At 56.9% G+C, this 17,748-nt stretch carries 15 protein-coding genes; 4 read left to right on the forward strand and 11 right to left on the reverse strand.

Annotated features, from left to right (window positions below):
- Positions 1-11 precede the first annotated feature (11 nt).
- Genes ACG1VR_RS19675 through ACG1VR_RS19695 form a run of 5 tightly spaced genes read right to left on the reverse strand, consistent with a single transcriptional unit; the run spans position 12 to position 7,019 of the window.
- Positions 12-2,033: a CocE/NonD family hydrolase gene (locus ACG1VR_RS19675; RefSeq protein WP_395489611.1), complete on the reverse strand. Its 2,022-nt coding sequence runs from the start codon at positions 2,031-2,033 to the stop codon at positions 12-14.
- Positions 2,030-3,652: an ABC transporter ATP-binding protein gene (locus tag ACG1VR_RS19680; protein WP_016534807.1), complete on the reverse strand. Its 1,623-nt coding sequence runs from the start codon at positions 3,650-3,652 to the stop codon at positions 2,030-2,032. Before ACG1VR_RS19680 ends, ACG1VR_RS19675 begins: the two co-directional genes overlap by 4 nt.
- Positions 3,649-4,479 carry an ABC transporter permease gene (locus ACG1VR_RS19685; RefSeq protein WP_216375275.1) on the reverse strand — a complete coding sequence of 277 codons (831 nt, stop codon included), beginning with the start codon at positions 4,477-4,479 and terminating at the stop codon, positions 3,649-3,651. Before ACG1VR_RS19685 ends, ACG1VR_RS19680 begins: the two co-directional genes overlap by 4 nt.
- 3 nt (positions 4,480-4,482) lie before the next feature.
- Positions 4,483-5,430 carry an ABC transporter permease gene (locus ACG1VR_RS19690; protein ID WP_172568393.1) on the reverse strand — a complete coding sequence of 316 codons (948 nt, stop codon included), beginning with the start codon at positions 5,428-5,430 and terminating at the stop codon, positions 4,483-4,485.
- Positions 5,430-7,019 (reverse strand): ABC transporter substrate-binding protein, encoded by a 1,590-nt coding sequence (locus ACG1VR_RS19695; protein WP_395489612.1) that lies wholly within the window; start codon positions 7,017-7,019, stop codon positions 5,430-5,432. The genes ACG1VR_RS19690 and ACG1VR_RS19695 overlap by 1 nt, the downstream gene beginning before the upstream one ends.
- 191 nt (positions 7,020-7,210) lie before the next feature.
- Here ACG1VR_RS19695 and ACG1VR_RS19700 point away from each other — a divergent pair, with 191 nt between their 5' ends.
- Positions 7,211-7,498 (forward strand): cyclic nucleotide-binding protein, encoded by a 288-nt coding sequence (locus tag ACG1VR_RS19700; protein ID WP_216375278.1) that lies wholly within the window; start codon positions 7,211-7,213, stop codon positions 7,496-7,498.
- A 125-nt stretch (positions 7,499-7,623) separates the two neighbouring features.
- Here the strand turns inward: ACG1VR_RS19700 and ACG1VR_RS19705 are convergent, their stop codons facing one another.
- Both ACG1VR_RS19705 and creA read right to left on the reverse strand, forming a co-directional pair.
- The gene (locus ACG1VR_RS19705; RefSeq protein ID WP_016534802.1) at positions 7,624-8,544 is read right to left on the reverse strand and encodes a LysR substrate-binding domain-containing protein; all 921 of its coding nucleotides are present in this window, start codon (positions 8,542-8,544) and stop codon (positions 7,624-7,626) included.
- 143 nt (positions 8,545-8,687) lie between these two features.
- Positions 8,688-9,161: a protein CreA gene (gene creA / locus ACG1VR_RS19710; RefSeq protein WP_016534801.1), complete on the reverse strand. Its 474-nt coding sequence runs from the start codon at positions 9,159-9,161 to the stop codon at positions 8,688-8,690.
- Between the two features lie 211 nt (positions 9,162-9,372).
- On the opposite strand from creA, the gene robA reads away from it, so the two are divergent.
- On the forward strand, positions 9,373-10,242 hold the full coding sequence (gene robA / locus ACG1VR_RS19715) for an MDR efflux pump AcrAB transcriptional activator RobA (RefSeq protein WP_016534800.1): 870 nt from the start codon (positions 9,373-9,375) through the stop codon (positions 10,240-10,242).
- On the opposite strand, the gene gpmB is transcribed toward robA, so the two are convergent.
- Positions 10,239-10,886: a 2,3-diphosphoglycerate-dependent phosphoglycerate mutase GpmB gene (gene gpmB / locus ACG1VR_RS19720; RefSeq protein ID WP_016534799.1), complete on the reverse strand. Its 648-nt coding sequence runs from the start codon at positions 10,884-10,886 to the stop codon at positions 10,239-10,241. The genes robA and gpmB overlap by 4 nt on opposite strands.
- A gap of 52 nt (positions 10,887-10,938) precedes the next feature.
- On the opposite strand from gpmB, the gene yjjX reads away from it, so the two are divergent.
- Positions 10,939-11,457: an inosine/xanthosine triphosphatase gene (gene yjjX / locus ACG1VR_RS19725; RefSeq protein ID WP_016534798.1), complete on the forward strand. Its 519-nt coding sequence runs from the start codon at positions 10,939-10,941 to the stop codon at positions 11,455-11,457.
- Between the two features lie 5 nt (positions 11,458-11,462).
- Here yjjX and trpR read toward each other — a convergent pair whose 3' ends face one another.
- Positions 11,463-11,801 carry a trp operon repressor gene (trpR, locus tag ACG1VR_RS19730; protein WP_016534797.1) on the reverse strand — a complete coding sequence of 113 codons (339 nt, stop codon included), beginning with the start codon at positions 11,799-11,801 and terminating at the stop codon, positions 11,463-11,465.
- A 55-nt stretch (positions 11,802-11,856) separates the two neighbouring features.
- A complete protein-coding gene (sltY, locus tag ACG1VR_RS19735) occupies positions 11,857-13,791 on the reverse strand; it encodes a murein transglycosylase (protein ID WP_395489613.1) in 1,935 nt (644 codons plus the stop codon).
- 242 nt (positions 13,792-14,033) lie between these two features.
- Here sltY and ettA point away from each other — a divergent pair, with 242 nt between their 5' ends.
- Entirely contained in the window at positions 14,034-15,701 is a 1,668-nt protein-coding gene (ettA, locus tag ACG1VR_RS19740; protein ID WP_039897884.1) for an energy-dependent translational throttle protein EttA, read from the forward strand.
- A gap of 786 nt (positions 15,702-16,487) precedes the next feature.
- Here ettA and nadR read toward each other — a convergent pair.
- The gene (gene nadR, locus ACG1VR_RS19745) at positions 16,488-17,720 is read right to left on the reverse strand and encodes a multifunctional transcriptional regulator/nicotinamide-nucleotide adenylyltransferase/ribosylnicotinamide kinase NadR (RefSeq protein ID WP_016534794.1); all 1,233 of its coding nucleotides are present in this window, start codon (positions 17,718-17,720) and stop codon (positions 16,488-16,490) included.
- Between the last annotated feature and the right edge of the window lie 28 nt (positions 17,721-17,748).

A 17,748-nucleotide genomic window follows, 5' to 3' on the forward strand; every position in this document is an offset into this window, starting at 1 on the left:
TGCCCGAAATCCTAGCGCGCGATACGCTGCGCCCAGTCGCGGGTAAATACTTTCTCGCCGTTATGCCGCACCGTCATCTCTCCGCTGACGATAAAATGCGTCAGGTCACTGCGCATCTCCAGCACGATATCCGTCTCCGTCCACCAGCCTTCCCGGCCAATCTTCATGCTTTGCGTCAACAAATAATGGGCTGACAGCGGGTCCTGATTATTAACGGTCAGCTGGCGGCGCAGGCTATGATCGACGGTAGTATCAATATCGTCAAAGCGGTAAACCCCTTCCCCGAACACGCCGCCCACGCCCTCGGTAATACTTTGCCAGCTATCGTTGACTACGTCATAACGCAGTTCCCGCTCGACCCTCCCCGGCGATAGAATCGTTAAAGGCGTATTGGCGGCAGTTTCAGGCTGCGGGTTCGGCCCGGCGCAGGGCACGACCTGCCGACATACCGGCAGCAGCAGCCTGCTGCTTGCCAAATCAACATCGAGCGTAGCAACCTCCGCCATCGGCCAGATCATAGGCCAGAAGGTTGTCGCCAGCGAAACGCGCAGCCGATGCCCGGCCGCAAAGCGCCACGCAATGCCGTCCAGGTGCACCGGTACGCTAACTTTTTCCCCCGGCGTCAACGGCACATTCTGGTGCTGCCCCTGGAGGTGGCTGAGATTCACCCAGCCGTGGCTTACGCGTGTCGATGCCCCGTCCGGCGCTACGTCAGAAAGCCGCACGTAGAGCATGGCCGCGGGTTTATCGCTGGAAAGCGTAATGCTGAACTGCGGGAAGCCGTAAATCGTCAGGCTTTCGCCCAACGGCTCGCTGTCGAAGCATTCGGCCATGCCTTCGTCCATCCGCTGATCGCCCGGGCTTTCCCCTAACACACCAGCGCCCATCCACTCCCCCGCCAGCAGGCCGTGGTTTTGCACGCTACAGACAGACCGCAGGTATTCCCCGGCTAATGGCTCCGTCTCCAGCCCGCCGGGATGCAAATGCCAGCTCTGAGGCTGCGTGACTTCATCGGTATCGCCGTCGATAGCGATCCACTCGCCAAAGGCTTTTGGACGCTGAGAGTCTGGACGCTGGCTATCGTTCAGCCACGCCTGCACGCGCGGCCCTTCGAGAGCGTCATTGTCCACCTGCTTCAGCCAGCGATCCCACCAGCTCACCGCCTCCTGCAGGAAGCCTATCGCCGGTTCCGGCGTGCCGTCCTGCGGGTAGATGTGCGCCCATGGGCCGAGGATTGCCTTACGCGGTACGTCGAGATTATCCATCAGGCGGAAGACGGCGTTGCTATAAGAGTCCGCCCAGCCGCCCACCGCCATAACCGGGCAGGTAATAGCCTGCCAGTCTTCACCCACGGAGCCGTGCTCCCAGTAGGCGTCTTTCAGCGGATGCTCCATCCACAGCGCCGGGAAAAAGGGCATATTTTCCAGGCGATTCAGCCACTCTTTGTACCAGCTATCCCCCACCAGCTGCGGATCCTGCGGGCGACTCTGATAGGCCAGCATAATCCCGCCCCACCACAGATTGTCGTTCAGCAGGCAGCCGCCTTTATAGTGAATATCGTCGTTGTAACGGTCGTCCGTCGAGCAGACGGTAATAATCGCTTTCAGCGCCGGTGGCCGCCGGGCCGCCAGCTGCAGGCAGTTAAAGCCCCCCCAGGATTTGCCCATCATGCCGACCGAACCGTTGCACCAGCCCTGACGGCTGATCCAGTCAATGACCTCCAGCGCATCTTCATGTTCCTGTAGCAGATATTCGTCGGCGAGCAGCCCGTCGGAATCTCCGCTCCCGCGCATGTCCACGCGCAGAACGGCATAACCGTGACCGGCAAAATAGCCGTGCATCGGTTCGTCTCGGGTGCGCGTACCGTCCCGCTTACGGTAGGGAATGTATTCAAGAATTGCGGGAACAGGGTGCTGCGCAGCCGACAAGGGCAGCCACATTCGGGCCGCCAGGCGAGTGCCGTCTTTCAGGACGATCCACAGATGTTCGGTCACGCTGACGCTGTGCGGAAATTGCGTGATAAGTTTTTTCATGAGGCTCCTGCCATCGCATTTAGCTGGCGCTGACCCAGCACCTCATCCAGCCAGGACGGGCGCATTTCCGGAACGGAAGTCAGCAGTTTTTCGGTATAGCTGTGCATCGGCGCGCTGAATACCTGTTCGGTCGGCCCCTGCGCAACAACATTGCCCTGGTACATCACCGCCACCTGCTGGGCGATGCGTTTTACGGTGCTGAGATCGTGAGTGATAAACAGATACGACAGCCCCAGTTGTTCCTGCAAATGGCGCAATAGCTTGAGCACCTCTTCCGCCACTAAAGGATCGAGCGCCGAAGTGGCTTCATCGCAAATAATCAAATCAGGCTGTGCGGCCAGCGCTCGCGCAATGCAGACGCGCTGCTTTTGCCCGCCGGAAAGCGAGCCAGGGTAACGATCGATCAGGTAATCAGGCAGCTCGGTCAACTTCAGCAGCTCTGCAACGCGGGCGCGAACCTGCTGCTTATCCAGGCCAAAATAGAAAGCGACCGGCCGGCCGATTGCCTCAAGCACCGTCTGGCGTGGGTTAAGCGCGACATCGGGCAGTTGATAGATCATCTGGATCCGCCGCAGCGTCTCTTTATCACGCTGCTGATAGCGGTTGGCCAGCGCCTTGTCGGCAAAAGTCACCGCTCCTTGCGTATCGGTCAGCAGGCCGCATAAAGCGCGAGCCAGCGTGCTCTTTCCGCTGCCGGACTCGCCGATAATGGCCAGCGTCTCCCCTTTAGAAATAGTCAAAGAAACGCCGCGCACTACGGTTTTTCCGTTATAGCCGGTGGACAGGTTATCAATGCTTAGCAATTTACCCTGGGGCCGATTCTCAGCGTGTACCGGCGTTAGCGCATGCGCCCGCTCGGACACCAGCCGCTGGGTATAGCTTTCTTTGGGATGTTGAAGAATATCGGCAGTGCTGCCGCTTTCCACTTCGCTCCCCTGCCTCAGCACCATAATGCGGTCGGCAATCTGCGCCACAACGGCGAGGTCGTGGGTGATATACAGCGCGGCGGTATTAAACTCTCTGACCAGCTTGCGCAGCATCACCAGCACTTCTATTTGAGTGGTCACGTCCAGCGCCGTTGTTGGCTCATCCAGCACCAGCACGTCCGGCCTGCAGGACATTGCCATCGCCGCCATTGCACGCTGAAGCTGGCCGCCTGAAAGCTGGTGCGGGTAGCGCTGGCCGATAGTTTCAGGCTCGGGCAAGTCCAGCGCCCGAAACAAGGTTACCGCCCACGCCTGCGCCTCCTCACTGCTCATCAGCCCGTGGCGAATCGGCCCCTCGCAAACCTGCTTGCCGATAGTCAGCGCCGGGTTAAAGGCCGCCGCCGCGCTCTGGGCAACATAGGCCACGCGCCTGCCGCGAATTTCACGCTTCTCCTTGCCCGAGAGGCGCACAATATCCTGCCCGGCAATCAGCACTTCGCCGCCTGCAATACGGCAGCCCGGACGAGCATAGCCAAGAGCCGCAAGCCCGATGGTCGATTTGCCCGCGCCGGACTCGCCAATCAGCCCCAGCACTTCGCCCGGCATCAGGGTAAGAGAAATGCCTTTCACCAGCGGCAGCCCCTGTTCAGTGTCGATGCGTAAATCGCGCATCTGTAAAATCGGTTGTGTCATCTCTCTTCCCCCAGCGAAAGGTTATTACGCGCCAGCAGCCAGTCGACCACCAGATTGACGCCAATCGTCAGAAGGGCGATGGCCGCAGCCGGGTAAAGCGGTGCCAGCTGCCCGAAGTTAATCGCCTGGGCGTTGTCGCGCACCATGCTGCCCCAGTCCGCCCACGGCGGCTGAATGCCCAGCCCAAGGAAGCTCAGTCCGGCAATAAACAGGAAGGTGAAGCAAAAACGCATGCCAAATTCAGCCAGCAACGGCGGCATGGCGTTAGGTAAAAACTCTTTACGCACGATCCACCAAAGACCTTCCCCGCGCAGACGAGCGGCCTCAACATACTCAAGGCAAACAATCCCCTGAGCGACGAGGCGCGCAAGCCGGAACACGCGCGTGGCGTCCAGCAAAGCAATAGTGCCGACCAAAACAGGGATTGAGGTTCCAAGTACCGACAGCACAATCAAGGCCAGGATCAGAACCGGAATCGACATCAGCGTATCGACAATGCGCGTCAGGACCACATCCACCCAGCGGCCATAAATAGCGGCGGTAAACCCGGTGATAATCCCGAGTACAAAGGAGATGGCGGTAATCGACAGCGCAATAGCGATAGTGGTGCGAGCGCCAAACAAAATGCGCGAAAGCATATCGCGCCCGAGGCTGTCGGTGCCGAACGGCAGCGCACCGGATGGCAGCATCCAGATATCGCCAACCTGTGCGGTTTCGCTGTGTGGAGCAAGCCAGGGCGCAAAAAGCGCGGCTATCAGATTGACGGCAATAATTGCCATCCCCAGCATCGCCGACAGCGGCACCGTGCGAATTTTTATCTTGTTCATGACTTACCTCGCATGCCGCAGTCGTGGGTTACACCAAATAGCCAGCAAATCTGCGGTGGTATTCAGCAGGATGTAGGTTCCGCCAAACAGCAGCCCGCACGCCTGCACCACCGGCAAATCACGTTTAGTCACCGCGTCCACCATCAGTTGACCAATGCCCGGATAGACAAACACCACTTCCACCAGAATCACGCCCACCACCAGGTAGGCGAGGTTAAAGGCGATAACGTTGATGATCGGCGCCAGCGCGTTGGGCAGCGCGTGACCCAGCACGATGCGCCAGCGGGATAGCCCTTTCAGCAGCGCCGTTTCGATATAGCTGCTGGACATCACCGCTCCTACCGAGGCCCGGGTCATGCGCAGCATATGCGCCAGCACGACCAGCACCAGCGTCAGCATCGGCAAAGTGCAGGCGTAGAGGCGATCCCCCAGGCTGGCATCGGGGTCGACCAGCGCGAGGCTCGGAAACCAGGCGAGGCGAATAGCAAAGAAGATAACCAGCACGTAGCCGACGAAAAACTCCGGCACCGATATACTCAGCAGCGTCAGCGTGTTTGCCAGGCGGTCAAACCAGGAGCCACGCCATACCGCAGAAGCAATGCCCAGCATTACGGCCAGCGGAATAGCAATCAGCGCGGCATAGGCGGCAAGGAACAGCGTATTTGCCAGCCGGGGCAGCAGCTCGGCGCCAATCGGTTGATTATTGGTAAGCGAATTGCCCAAATCCCCGTGCAGCACGCCGGAAAACCAGTGCAGGTAGCGGTAAACGGCTGGCTGATCGAGCCCGAGCTGCAGGCGCAGCGCGGCAATGGTTTCAGGCGTGCCGTTTTGACCAAGGATCGCGCTGGCCACGTCTCCCGGCAGCAGCTCGGTGCCAACAAAAATCAGCACCGAGACCAGCCACAGCGTAAGAATGCCCAGCAGCAGGCGATGAAGGATCTGTTTTTTCATTACGACTCCAGCCAGACGCGTTCAGCCAGACGGCCACCCATAAAGTTGAACAGCGGGTGCGGCTTCACCCCGCCGACTTTCTTGCTGGCGGCGTCCAGATAGTCGCCAAATAGCGGGATCATTGCGCCACCGTCGTCGTGGGCAATAGTCTGCAATTCGCCATAGATTTCCGCTCGTTTCTGGTCATCGAGCAGCGAACGAGCCTGGAGCAGCAGGCTGTCGAATTTCTCATTCTTCCAGTGGGAGTCATTCCATTTCGCCGTGGACTGCCAGGCGGTGGAGAACATCTGGTCCGCCGTCGGGCGGCCTCCCCAATAGCCCATGCTGAACGGCGCTTTCATCCAGACATCATCCCAGTAGCTGTCGGCGGGCTGCCGTTTGATGTTCACCTGGATCCCGGCGGCAGAGGCCTCGCTCTGGAACAGGGCTGCGGCATCCAGCGCTCCGGCAAAGGCGGCGTCCGAGGAAGAAAGCTCCAGCGGCAAGGTGCTAAGCCCGGCTTTTTGCAGATAGAACTTCGCTTTATCCGGATCGTAGGCGCGCTGCGCGAGGCTCTTATTAAAGAAGCGATCGGTTTTCGGGATCGGATGATCGTTGCCCAGCGCGCCATAGCCACGCAGCACGGTGGCCAGCAGCTTTTCGCGATCGATGCCGTACTTAATCGCCATGCGCACATCGTTGTTGTTAAACGGCGCAACGCGGCAATCCATCAGGAAGGTGAAGTGTTGGCCGCCGGAAGAACGCACGATATTCAGCGCCGGGCTGCGTTTGAGGAAATCGACGGTTTTGAAGTCAACGCGATTGATAGCGTGTACCTGGCCGGAAATCAGGGCGTTGGTTCGCGCCGTGGCGTCGTTGATGACCAACACTTCCACAGCGTCTACGAACGCACGATTCGGTTTCCAGTAATTAGGGTTACGCTTGAAGTAGGAGCGTACGCCCGGCTGATATTGGTCGAAGACAAAGCCACCTGTCCCAATCGGATGCTTCCAGTCAGTAAAGCCGTCCGGCACCACGACGAGGTGGTAGTCCGCCAGCAGGAACGGCAGGTCCGCGTTGCCGCCGTCCAGCACGATACTGATTTCGTTATCGCCGCTCTTTTTCAGCTCTTTGATGCTGGCGAGCTGGGTCTTAATGGCGCTGCGCGACTGGTCGCCGCGGTGCAGGTTGATAGAATAGAGAATGTCTTCCACGCTCAGGGTCTTGCCGTTATGGAAGGTGACGCCGGAGCGAACCTTAAACGTCCACTCCTGCGCTCCCGGCTTCGCCTCCCAGCTTTCGAGCAGCTCGGGTATAGCCTGGTTATTTTCATCAATCTCCACCAGGCCGTTCATCAGCATATAGGCCTGGTTAAGCGGTACCCAGTCGCTAAACAACGTAGGGTCGAGCGAGTCGCTGGTATTGCCGCCCGACATCCCAAGCTTTAGCACGCCCCCTTTTTTTGGCGCAGCCTCTGCGGCGAAACCGGCCAGCGGCGAGAGCGACAACGCGGTGCCCGCCCCGATAAGGGCGGCAGTGTTGATAAATGAACGGCGGCTGATGTTTACGCCCTGCATGTATTTATTCAAATCTGAACGCTCGTCTTTCATTTATTTTTCTCCGTTATTATTTGTCTGTCTGACCACGGGTCTGATGCCATAGCACATCTATTTATGATTTATATCAAAAGCGCTTAATTCTGATGCATGAGTTTTTCGTATCAGACTATGAAAAAAATGCACAGCAGAGCTTCAGCAAAAAAGATAATTTGCCGATCACGGAGTCATCTCAGGAAAAAAAAGTGGAACTGCATACCTTTGTAGGATTAGTGGGCGTGTTTTGCTACCTGCTGGCATACGCGCTGGTTCAGATGCGCAGGGTATCAATAGATTCAAACAGTTATGCCTGTCTTAATATCGCAGGCTGCGTGGGCGGGCTGTATTCCTTAAGCCATGATTTTAATTTGGCATCGGTAATATCGCAATCAATGTGGCTGGTTTTCACCCTTGTAGGTATGCATACTTCTTATCGCCGACGTGGAGCCTTAAAAAATAAATTGCCGCCTTTAGATTTAGACACCCACAAATAAACCAGTGGCTTAATACTTATTTATTCCTGTCAGTTCACGGAATATATATAAGAAAATGTTATGGCAGCGATTTCAGATAAATAATTTAGTGATACATTCCATAGTAAAATAATATTCCGTGGCGACTACACGCCAGGAATACCCGATTCAACTGGCTGCGGCCGCTGCAGCCAGCTCATCACATGGCGAACAACCGGCTTGATATAACGATCTTCAGGAACCAGCAAGAAGCACTTACTGCCCGCCGCCAGTTTTCCCGGGTGCGCCGCCACCAGATCGCCGCGATTAAGATAATCCTGCACCAGCCCTTCCCAGCCGAGTAATATCCCGTCTCCGCGCGCCGCCGTCTCGACTAAAAACGGATAATTATTTGCCCGCCAGGTCTGGCGAGGCACAAAGCTGAGAACATTCTGCGAGGCAAACCAGTCGCTCCAGCCCGTCCATTCCCGCTGCGGATCGTCCTGAATCAGCAGCGTGTGCTGTAGCAGCGCTTCTGCGGGTGCGGCGGTATCGATACGCGACAAGAACGCCGGGGAACACATCGGGTAGCAGACTTCATCAAACAGTGGCTCAGCATGAAACCCCGGCGGTGCCTCACGCAGATAAAAGATAGCCAGATCGAATTCAGATGAGCGAAGTTCGGTGAAGTTGTCGGTAATTTTCATCCGCACCTGTAAATCCGGAAGTTCGCGGTGCAGCGCAGATAAACGCGATGACAACCAGAGCGAACTCATGGCGCTGGTGCAGGCAATGGTCACCTGCGGCAGCCCGGTCCAGCCCATAACTTCGGCGGTAGCGTGAGACAATGCGGCCAGCTGCTGGCGCACCCTGGTTGCGTAGGATTCACCGCGCGGCGTAAGTAAAACTCGCCTCTGGGTGCGGGTAAACAGCTTGCACCCCAGCATCTCTTCCAGCTGTAAAATCTGGCGGCTGATGGCACTTTGCGTGAGGTTTAGCTCTTCCGCGGCGCGAGAGATATTGCCGTAGCGGGCAACACATTCGAAAGCGATAAGGGTATTGAGGGGCGGTAGAGGTTCAATCTGCATCAATCGATGCCTTAATCGGCGGCGGAGTCGTGAGCACACACTAATAAGGAAGGCCGGAGCTGACAAGCCTGATGAGTCAGAAATACATCAGGCTTCTCATGCTGATGCCGCGCAAGCGCATCCGTTCAGCGCCGGCCGGGTGATTATTTACTCCACGGAATAATCGGCACCGCGCTGATGGCGTTTTTCGGCGAGCCTTCTACCACTCTGTCGGAGTAGGCCAGATAGGCGAGCGTGTTGCGTTTTGAATCGTAAAAACGCACAACCTGAAGCTTCTTGAACACCAGCGAGGTACGCTTCTGGAATACGACATCGCCCTGAGCTTTACCGGCTTTGATCTTGTCGCTTAGCTCAACGGGCCCGACCTGCTGGCAGGAAATTGCTGCGTCGGAAGTATCTTCCGCCAACCCAAGCCCGCCTTTAATACCGCCGGTTTTGGCGCGGCTGATGTAACAGGTCACGTTCTTAACGTCGGGATCGTCAAACGCTTCTACTACGATCTTGTGATCCGGGCCAAAGACTTTAAACACCGTATCGACCGATCCGATCTGCTCCGCGTGAGCGCCGTAGCTCAGAGCCAGAAGCGCACTGCAAAGTGCTAAAGCTTTATATTTCATATTGTTACCATTGTATAAAAATTACACTACGCGATTATTCAATAGTTGCGTAAAAAACCGTTGAATATCACATTATTAGCAAAACCTGTCTCCATAATGCGCAGATTTGGCACAACTTGTTAAAAAAAAACGCTGAATGCATAAAGTACAAAAATGCTATCATCCGCTACCTTAGTAAACAGGCATTCGCTTGTATGGATGAGGATATTTTATGGATCAGGCTGCGATCATTCGCGATCTGCTTAGCTGGCTGGAGGGCCACCTCGATCAGCCCCTCGCCCTTGATAATGTGGCGGCAAAAGCAGGGTATTCCAAGTGGCATTTACAACGGATGTTCAAAGAGGTTACCGGGCACGCCATAGGTGCCTATATTCGCGCCCGCCGACTCTCCAAATCTGCCGTTGCCCTGCGTTTAACGGCGCGCCCAATTCTTGATATTGCGCTGCAATATCGTTTTGACTCGCAGCAGACGTTTACCCGCGCCTTTAAGAAACAGTTCGCTCAAACGCCGGCCCTGTACCGCCGTTCCCCGGACTGGAGCGCATTCGGTATGCGTCCGCCGCTGCGCCTGGGCGAGTTCACGCTGCCTCAGGCCCATTTCATTACGTTGCCGGAAACCCATCTGGTCGGGGTGACGCAAAGCTACAGCTGCACGCTGGAGCAGATATCAGACTTCCGTAATGAAATGCGTATTCAGTTCTGGACGCAGTTCCTGGGCAACTCGCCAACCATTCCGCGAGTACTGTATGGCCTGCATGAACCGCGCCCAAGCTCGGAAAAAGATGACGAGCAGGAAGTGTTCTACACCACCGCGCTGACGCCGGAACTGGCCAACGGGTTCCTGCCGGACTCGCACCCGGTGGTGCTGGAAGGCGGGGATTACGTGCAGTTTAACTATGAAGGGCTGGGCACCGGGCTACAGGACTTTATCCTGACGGTTTACGGCACCTGCATGCCTTCCCTGAACCTTACGCGCCGCCAGGGTCAGGACATTGAGCTTTTCTATCCGCAGGATGAAACGCGGGAACAGGACGTGCCGATGCAAATCCGCTGCGAATACCTGATCCCGGTACGCCGTTAACGCTGGAGTTCATCCAGGGCAGGAGCGTCGAGATGCGAGATGTCTCCTGCCGTTTCAACTACCCACCCGGACGCCAGCCACGGGCTGTGCTGATAATCCACCCGGGAGATTGAGCAGTTACGCAGGCGCAGACGGCGTTCAGCCGATGCGGGCAACCCCAGAATAGTGCTCACCAACCCACCCAGCGCCATGCCGTGGCTCACCAGCAGCGGTCGGCTTCCTTCCGGCAGTTCGCGGCAGGCGTTAAGCGCCTCATGCATGCGATTGCTCAGCTCCTGCATGCTTTCGCCCTCGGGAATACGCCCGTCCGGCGTACCGTCCACCAGGCGACGGCGCCAGCCCTCTTCTTCCTCGGTCAGCGTATCCATTTTGCGGCATTCAAGCACGCCCATGTTCAGCTCACGCAGGCGCTCATCAAAAATAATATCGCAGCCGCAGGCCTCGGCGATAATCTCTGCGGTGCGGCGCGTGCGGCCTAAATCGCTGCTGATAATGTGGGTGACTCCAAGGGCTCTGGCCCGCTCGGCAACTTGCCAGGCCTGACGTTCTCCGTTTTCAGTCAGCGCGCTGTCTGACTGGCCCTGAATGCGGCGTTCCGCGTTCCACTGCGTTTCGCCATGACGAACAAGGTATACCTGTAACATGCGTTTTATCCGTTATACTGCGGTCACGAAATATCGAGAGTTCTGACTTATTATGAACCATGTCGTTGCTGCAACAACTAATCCCGCCAAAATTCAGGCGATTCTGCAGGCTTTTAACCAAATCTATGGTGAAGGATCCTGCCATATTGAGTCGGTTGTCGTCGATAGCGGCGTGCCTGAACAACCCTTCGGCAGCAGCGAAACGCGAACTGGCGCACGAAGCCGGGTGCTAAATGCCCGGGAAGTCAGACCAGAAGCCGACTTCTGGGTCGCCATTGAGGCCGGAATTGACGAAGGCAGCACCTTCAGTTGGGTGGTGATAGAAGCGGGTAATCAGCGCGGTGAAGCGCGCTCCGCCACCCTGCCGCTGCCGGACGTTATTCTTGAAAAAGTGACCGCCGGGAACGCGCTCGGGCCGGTTATGTCGGAATACACCGGTATCGATAAAATTGGGCGTAAAGAGGGGGCAATCGGGGTGTTCACCGCCGGAAAGCTCACGCGCAGCAGCGTTTACCATCAGGCGGTGATTCTGGCGCTAAGCCCGTTTCATAACGAGATTTATCGCCGGTAGAGACTTTATTCGGCGGGCTTGCCGCCCTGAAGCAGCTGCTGTTCCAGCCATGCCCGCAGCTCGGGAGGCGCGGCCTTCAGGCTGTTAGAGCCGCGAGTAATTGTTGCTATCCCCGCGCCCAGTTCATTCTTCAGCTCGCGCTGGCTCAGTTCACCACGCAGTAGCTCTTCGATAATCCGCACCCGGGTGCCGAGCGCCGTGCGCTCATCCGGGGTCAGCAGCAGCGTCAGCAGGGGCAAATGAAGCTCCTGCCCAAACGCCTGCTGCAACAGCCCCACAAAGCGGAGCCACTCTTTGTTACTTTGCTCGGCCTGTTCCGCCGAATATTGAGAGAGCTGAGTCATGTCAGGCCACCATACTCTTTAACTAGTACGGCAGCATAACATACTCTCAGCGCAATCAGTAACGCCGCTGCCACTCGCTATCCGACAGAATTTTGTCGGGCTGCCCCATGAAATAGCGATAGTAGGCGTCGTAAGCCAGCACGTTTTTCACGTAACCCCGAGTTTCCGAGAACGGAATACTCTCCACAAAGGCGATAGCGTCGATGCGCCCCGCGCTATTGCCAAGCCAGGTTCTGACCCGCCCCGGCCCGGCGTTGTAGGCGGCGGAGGCAAAGATACGGTTGCTCTCAAACTGCTGGAACACGTATTGCAGATAACTGGTGCCAATATTGATATTGGTCTCCGGGTCGAGCAGCTGCACCGGGCTGCTGTAGCCTGGGATGCTGAACATCTTCACGGTATGGGTGGCGGTTCCCGGCATGATTTGCATCAGGCCGCTGGCGCCTACCGGAGAACGAACTTTCGGGTTCCATGCGCTCTCCTGGCGGGCAATCGCCATGGCATAGCTTTGCGGCACGGTTTTGCCGCTAACGTAGCGGGCAAACGTCTCCTTGTAAGCCAGCGGGAAGCGCTCCTCGAGGTTATCCCACAGCTTACCGGCAATGGTTGCCTGCACGCTGAGATCCCACCAGTCCTGCTCAAAAGCATAACGCGCCAGCCCGCCCTGTTCCTGTTTGGTTCGGCTGGTGACCAGGTTAGCCCACTCGCTGCGCGCGGTGTTATCCATATTCCAGTACATTAGCTCGCGCACGCGCGCCATCTCCGGCCCCTGCACCAGCGCCGGGTTCACGCTTTCGGCCTTCTCTACGCGCAGCGGATACTCTTCCCCAAGGCGCTGGGCGGCGACCATCGGATAGAAACCGCGCTCTTTCATCAGCGCATGCAGAATCTCTTTTGCTTCATCATCGCGCCCGCGCTCCAGTAACAGGTCCGCCTGCCAGTAGCGCCATTCATCTTTTTCCTTCGATTCCATCGGCAGACGCGCAAGCCAGGTGTTCAGGCCGGAACGGTCTCCGCTACCCAGAGCCATGCGCACCCGGCGCTCAATCAGCGAAGTAGACTGGGAGCGCATGATCGCATCATCACGCCATTTGGCCTGCTCGTCGGTAACGTCGTTGCCCATCAGCCGCCACGCCACGGTGTCCCTCAGTTCCTGCGCCTGCTCATCGTTCAGCTTTTGCGCCTGAACCAGGGACGGGATCATCAAACGAGCATTCTCAACGTCCTGGCGAGCAACGCTCGCAAAGGCGATGGCCGCCGCCTGGCGCGTGAAATCCGTCGCCCCAACGCTATTGGCGAAAGTCAGCACCGTGCCGGGGTTGTTTTGCAGGCTAATCAGCGCGCTGGCGATGGTCTGATAATCCGCAGGCATTTGGTTTGCAAGAGCGTTCACCAGCGAGGTATTGCCCTCTTTCATCGCCAGGCGAATACGTTCCAGATAAGCGAGCGGGTCCTGAGTGCCCGAGGCGCGCCACGCCGAGAACAGCGCATCGCAGCTCGAAGGCTGGCTTTTGCCCGTCAGCCACAGCTCTTTGGCTCCGGCCCAGGCAGCGTCCATCTGCCCGGTGCTCCACTTCGCAAAGTAGTAATTACATTTTGCTTCATTGGTGGCCGGTGGCTCGGGGCTAAACGCCAGCAGGCCGCGCCAGTCCTGACGCCTTGCCAGTTCATTAACAAAGCGCGAGCTCAACGAGCGCGCGGGCGGCAGCGTGGGGTTAGCCTGAATAAACTGGGCCACCGCCATGGCGGGCTCATTCATCAGGTCATCGGTTAGCTGGCGATATTCGAGATAAGGGTAAAGAGGATAAGTTTGTAGCGTGGGCATCAGCTGCGCCACCACATCCATTTGCTTGTTATCCCACGCCTGTTTGATTTGCGCGTAGCGGCTGCGTTGCTCATCCAGCGAGTCAGCACGCACCGCGCTGTTTAACATCACCAGGCTGACGCCCGCGACAAGCAACTGCCATACGACTTGTTTGGCTTTTACCACAACTTCTCCTCACTATTTTCCTGACGGCATCATGCCAGCGCTGCAATAAGCGAATGAATTCATGCTAACCAGGGGGCGCCCATTACGCCATGTCCGAAAGGTATATTTTGGTCATTAAACGTATAAAGGGGAAACCAGCGTCAGAACCACGATGCCCCGCTGGGATTAGACCGGGAAAACGGCTACACTTCGCATTTGTTATGGACCATCTTACATCACGATAAAAGAGGCAAAGTCGCACTGTGGCTCAATTCGTTTATACCATGCATCGTGTCGGCAAAGTTGTCCCGCCGAAACGACATATTCTGAAAAATATTTCGCTCAGCTTCTTCCCTGGCGCCAAAATCGGCGTGCTGGGTCTGAACGGTGCCGGTAAATCCACCCTGCTGCGCATCATGGCCGGCATCGATACCGATATCGAAGGTGAAGCCCGCCCTCAGCCTGGCCTTAAGATAGGTTACCTGCCGCAGGAACCTAAGCTGAACCCGGAGCACACCGTACGTGAGTCCGTAGAAGAAGCCGTTTCCGAAGTGGTTAACGCCCTGAAAGGCCTGGACGAAGTCTACGCCAAATACGCCGAGCCGGACGCGGACTTCGATAAGCTGGCCGCGCAGCAAGGCAAGTATGAAGAAATTATCCAGGCGCACGACGGCCATAACCTGAACGTGCAGCTGGAGCGCGCCGCTGATGCGCTGCGCCTGCCGGACTGGGATGCAAAAATTGAGAAGCTGTCCGGGGGTGAACGCCGCCGCGTAGCGCTGTGCCGCCTGCTGCTGGAAAAACCAGACATGCTGCTGCTCGACGAACCAACCAACCACCTGGATGCAGAATCCGTGGCATGGCTGGAACGCTTCCTGCACGACTTCGAAGGCACCGTTGTGGCGATTACCCACGACCGTTACTTCCTCGACAACGTCGCCGGCTGGATCCTGGAGCTTGACCGTGGGGAAGGTATTCCATGGGAAGGTAACTACTCCTCCTGGCTGGAGCAGAAAGATCAGCGCCTGGCGCAGGAAGCCTCCACGGAAGCCGCTCGCCGTAAATCCATTGAGAAAGAGCTGGAGTGGGTTCGTCAGGGCGCTAAAGGCCGCCAGTCTAAAGGCAAGGCTCGTCTGGCACGCTTTGAAGAGCTGAACAGCACCGAATACCAAAAACGTAACGAAACCAACGAACTGTTTATCCCGCCTGGTGCACGCCTGGGGGATAAAGTGGTGGAAGTTAACAATCTGCGTAAATCCTACGGCGACCGCCTGCTGATTGACGACCTGAGCTTCTCCGTACCGAAGGGCGCCATCGTGGGCATCATCGGTCCGAACGGCGCGGGTAAATCCACCCTGTTCCGCATGATGTCCGGTCAGGAACAGCCTGACAGCGGCTCTATCACCCTGGGTGAGACCGTGAAGCTGGCCTCCGTTGACCAGTTCCGTGACGCCATGGACAACAGCAAAACCGTGTGGGAAGAAGTCTCCGGCGGCCAGGATATCATGCGTATCGGTAACACCGAGATGCCAAGCCGTGCCTACGTTGGCCGCTTTAACTTCAAAGGCGTCGACCAGGGCAAACGCGTGGGCGAGCTGTCCGGCGGTGAGCGCGGTCGTCTGCATCTGGCGAAGCTGCTGCAGGTTGGCGGCAACGTGCTGCTGCTCGATGAACCGACCAACGACCTGGATATCGAAACCCTGCGCGCGCTGGAAAACGCCCTGCTGGAATTCCCGGGCTGCGCGATGGTTATCTCCCACGACCGTTGGTTCCTCGACCGTATCGCCACCCACATTCTGGACTACCAGGATGAAGGCAAGGTGGAGTTCTTCGAAGGTAACTTTACCGAATACGAAGAGTACAAGAAGCGTACCCTCGGCGCAGATGCCCTGGAACCAAAACGCATAAAGTACAAACGCGTAACCAAGTAAAAGCAAAAGGCACCTTCACGGTGCCTTTTTTATGGCTAGCTCCCGGTCCATGGGGGTGTTCTTAGTTACACGTTTCTTGCAAATCCCCGTGAGATATCTTTCGCTCCGCAGTTTTTCCGTTCACCCGTAGATCTTTTTTCCCCGCAAGTTCAGCGCACGGTGAACGTGTCAGGTGGCATTACGCCATGCCCCCTGACAACCCCCGGCGCCCGGCGAGCTCATCGCCGCTGAAGCGGTAAACCCACCGGCTATCACCCAAACAGTCGGGGTCGTTCGCGATTCGTTCCCGACGATCGCTCTCTTTCGCTGCTCCCGGCAGTTCAACCCCGCCTGAGTTGGGTCATCACCGGGGGCGATGAGAGCCGGGAACAAGGTCGTGGCGGTGTGACTTACACCGACTGTGACGTTCTATGTAGCTGCGGACTTGAAGCGAGGCTCGGTTCCGGCTTAAATCGCCTCCGTTTTCTCTCCGACTGGCCAGGGTCCGGACGTCGGGAACGGCCGGAGGTTGAGAGCGTCAGGAACGCATCTCAGCCGACCCAGGACTGGGAGATAAAACGGAGGTCTGCCGCTTTAGCGGTCGATTTATTTGGCCGGGAGTCCGGGGTCTCGGGGGAATGACGGTGATTCTCCCGAGACGTTCACCGGTTTGGTGGCTACATATAAAATAGGACTAGAAGTGAACGGAATATTCGCCGAACCTACATAACCACAGAGATTAGAAACCGATCGACAGCGCCAAACTAGAGCGCAGAACTGAGGGCATCAAGTCCCACAGCCCATTATTTATCGCTGCTCGCCCATCATCTCTTTAACCAGATCCACGCAGCGCAGGAAGCGCGAGTCATAGTCAGACTCTTCAACGTGTACGAAACTGATACCATTCTCTTTCAACATATCCACCAGCAGATTCTGGAAGGATTTTCTGTCCGCATCGCTGCCCAGACTGCGCAGCCCGTCGGCAACCCACGGCGTATTGTTCTCCAGCAGGATAACCAGGTCGAAGCGGTATTCGTCGATCAGCGCCTGAACAAACGGGTGCTCCCGGCCTTCATACTTTTTACAGAACGCCTGAGTCGTCACGAAATCGGTGTCGATAAACGCCACTTTATTGGCGTACTTAACCGCAAAATCAACGTACTGCGCATGGCCGATGGCTATTTTATCGTAGTCAGAGTATTGCAGCGCCATTTCGTCACCGCCGAGATGAGAGAAAACATAATCTCGCCCGTATTCCCATGCGCTGGTGGTGTTAAAAATGTTGGCGAGCTTGTTCACCATCCACGATTTGCCGCTCGACTCGCCGCCGAGGATAGCCACGGTACGCACAAAGAATGGCTTCACTTCGGTAGGAATATATTCCCAATAGCGGAACGGGTTTTCACGGATTTGCGTGCCGCTGATGTTCATAAAGGTGCGTTTAGGGTCGACAACAACCGTTTCAATTCCCAGATGCTCGGTAAATTTAGCGGCATCGCCTTCTTCCGAGGTGTAGATCCTGTCGGGAGAAATGCCTTTGCTGTCCATAAACGCCTTAATGCCGCGGCTCCAGACGTCCCAGCCGTGCGGATAAGGCTCCATCCCCTCCTCGTTAAAAGAGTGAATGCGGATATTTTTCTGATATTTGAAGGTTTGTAGCAGCCAGCGCAGGCGGTCGCCGGTGGTAGGCTGCTGGGACATCGCGCTGTCATCGAACAGCGCACGGTCGCGCGGTTCGTCATAGCCCATGATGATGTGCAGCTCGTCCACCTGGCTACAGGCGCGCTGGATCAGATAAATATGGCCGGTATGCAGCGGGTAAAATTTGCCGAACACCACGCCGACTTTCTTTTCGCGCCGCGGGAATTCCAGCCCAAGGAAACGATGCAGCGCCTCCAGTTTCTGAGCGCTGGGGCTTTTAATTTTCGCGTTCAGTAACTGGCTCAGGTAGCCTTTAGTCATGCCGCTGGCGTCCGCCACCTGCTGTAAAGTACAGCCCTGCTGGCGAATAGCCGTTTTGATATAGTCGAATGACGACACGCGCTGCCTCCTGCACAAAGCGGGAACG

This window comes from Cedecea davisae (assembly GCF_044095835.1).
GTDB classification, from domain to species: domain Bacteria; phylum Pseudomonadota; class Gammaproteobacteria; order Enterobacterales; family Enterobacteriaceae; genus Cedecea; species Cedecea davisae.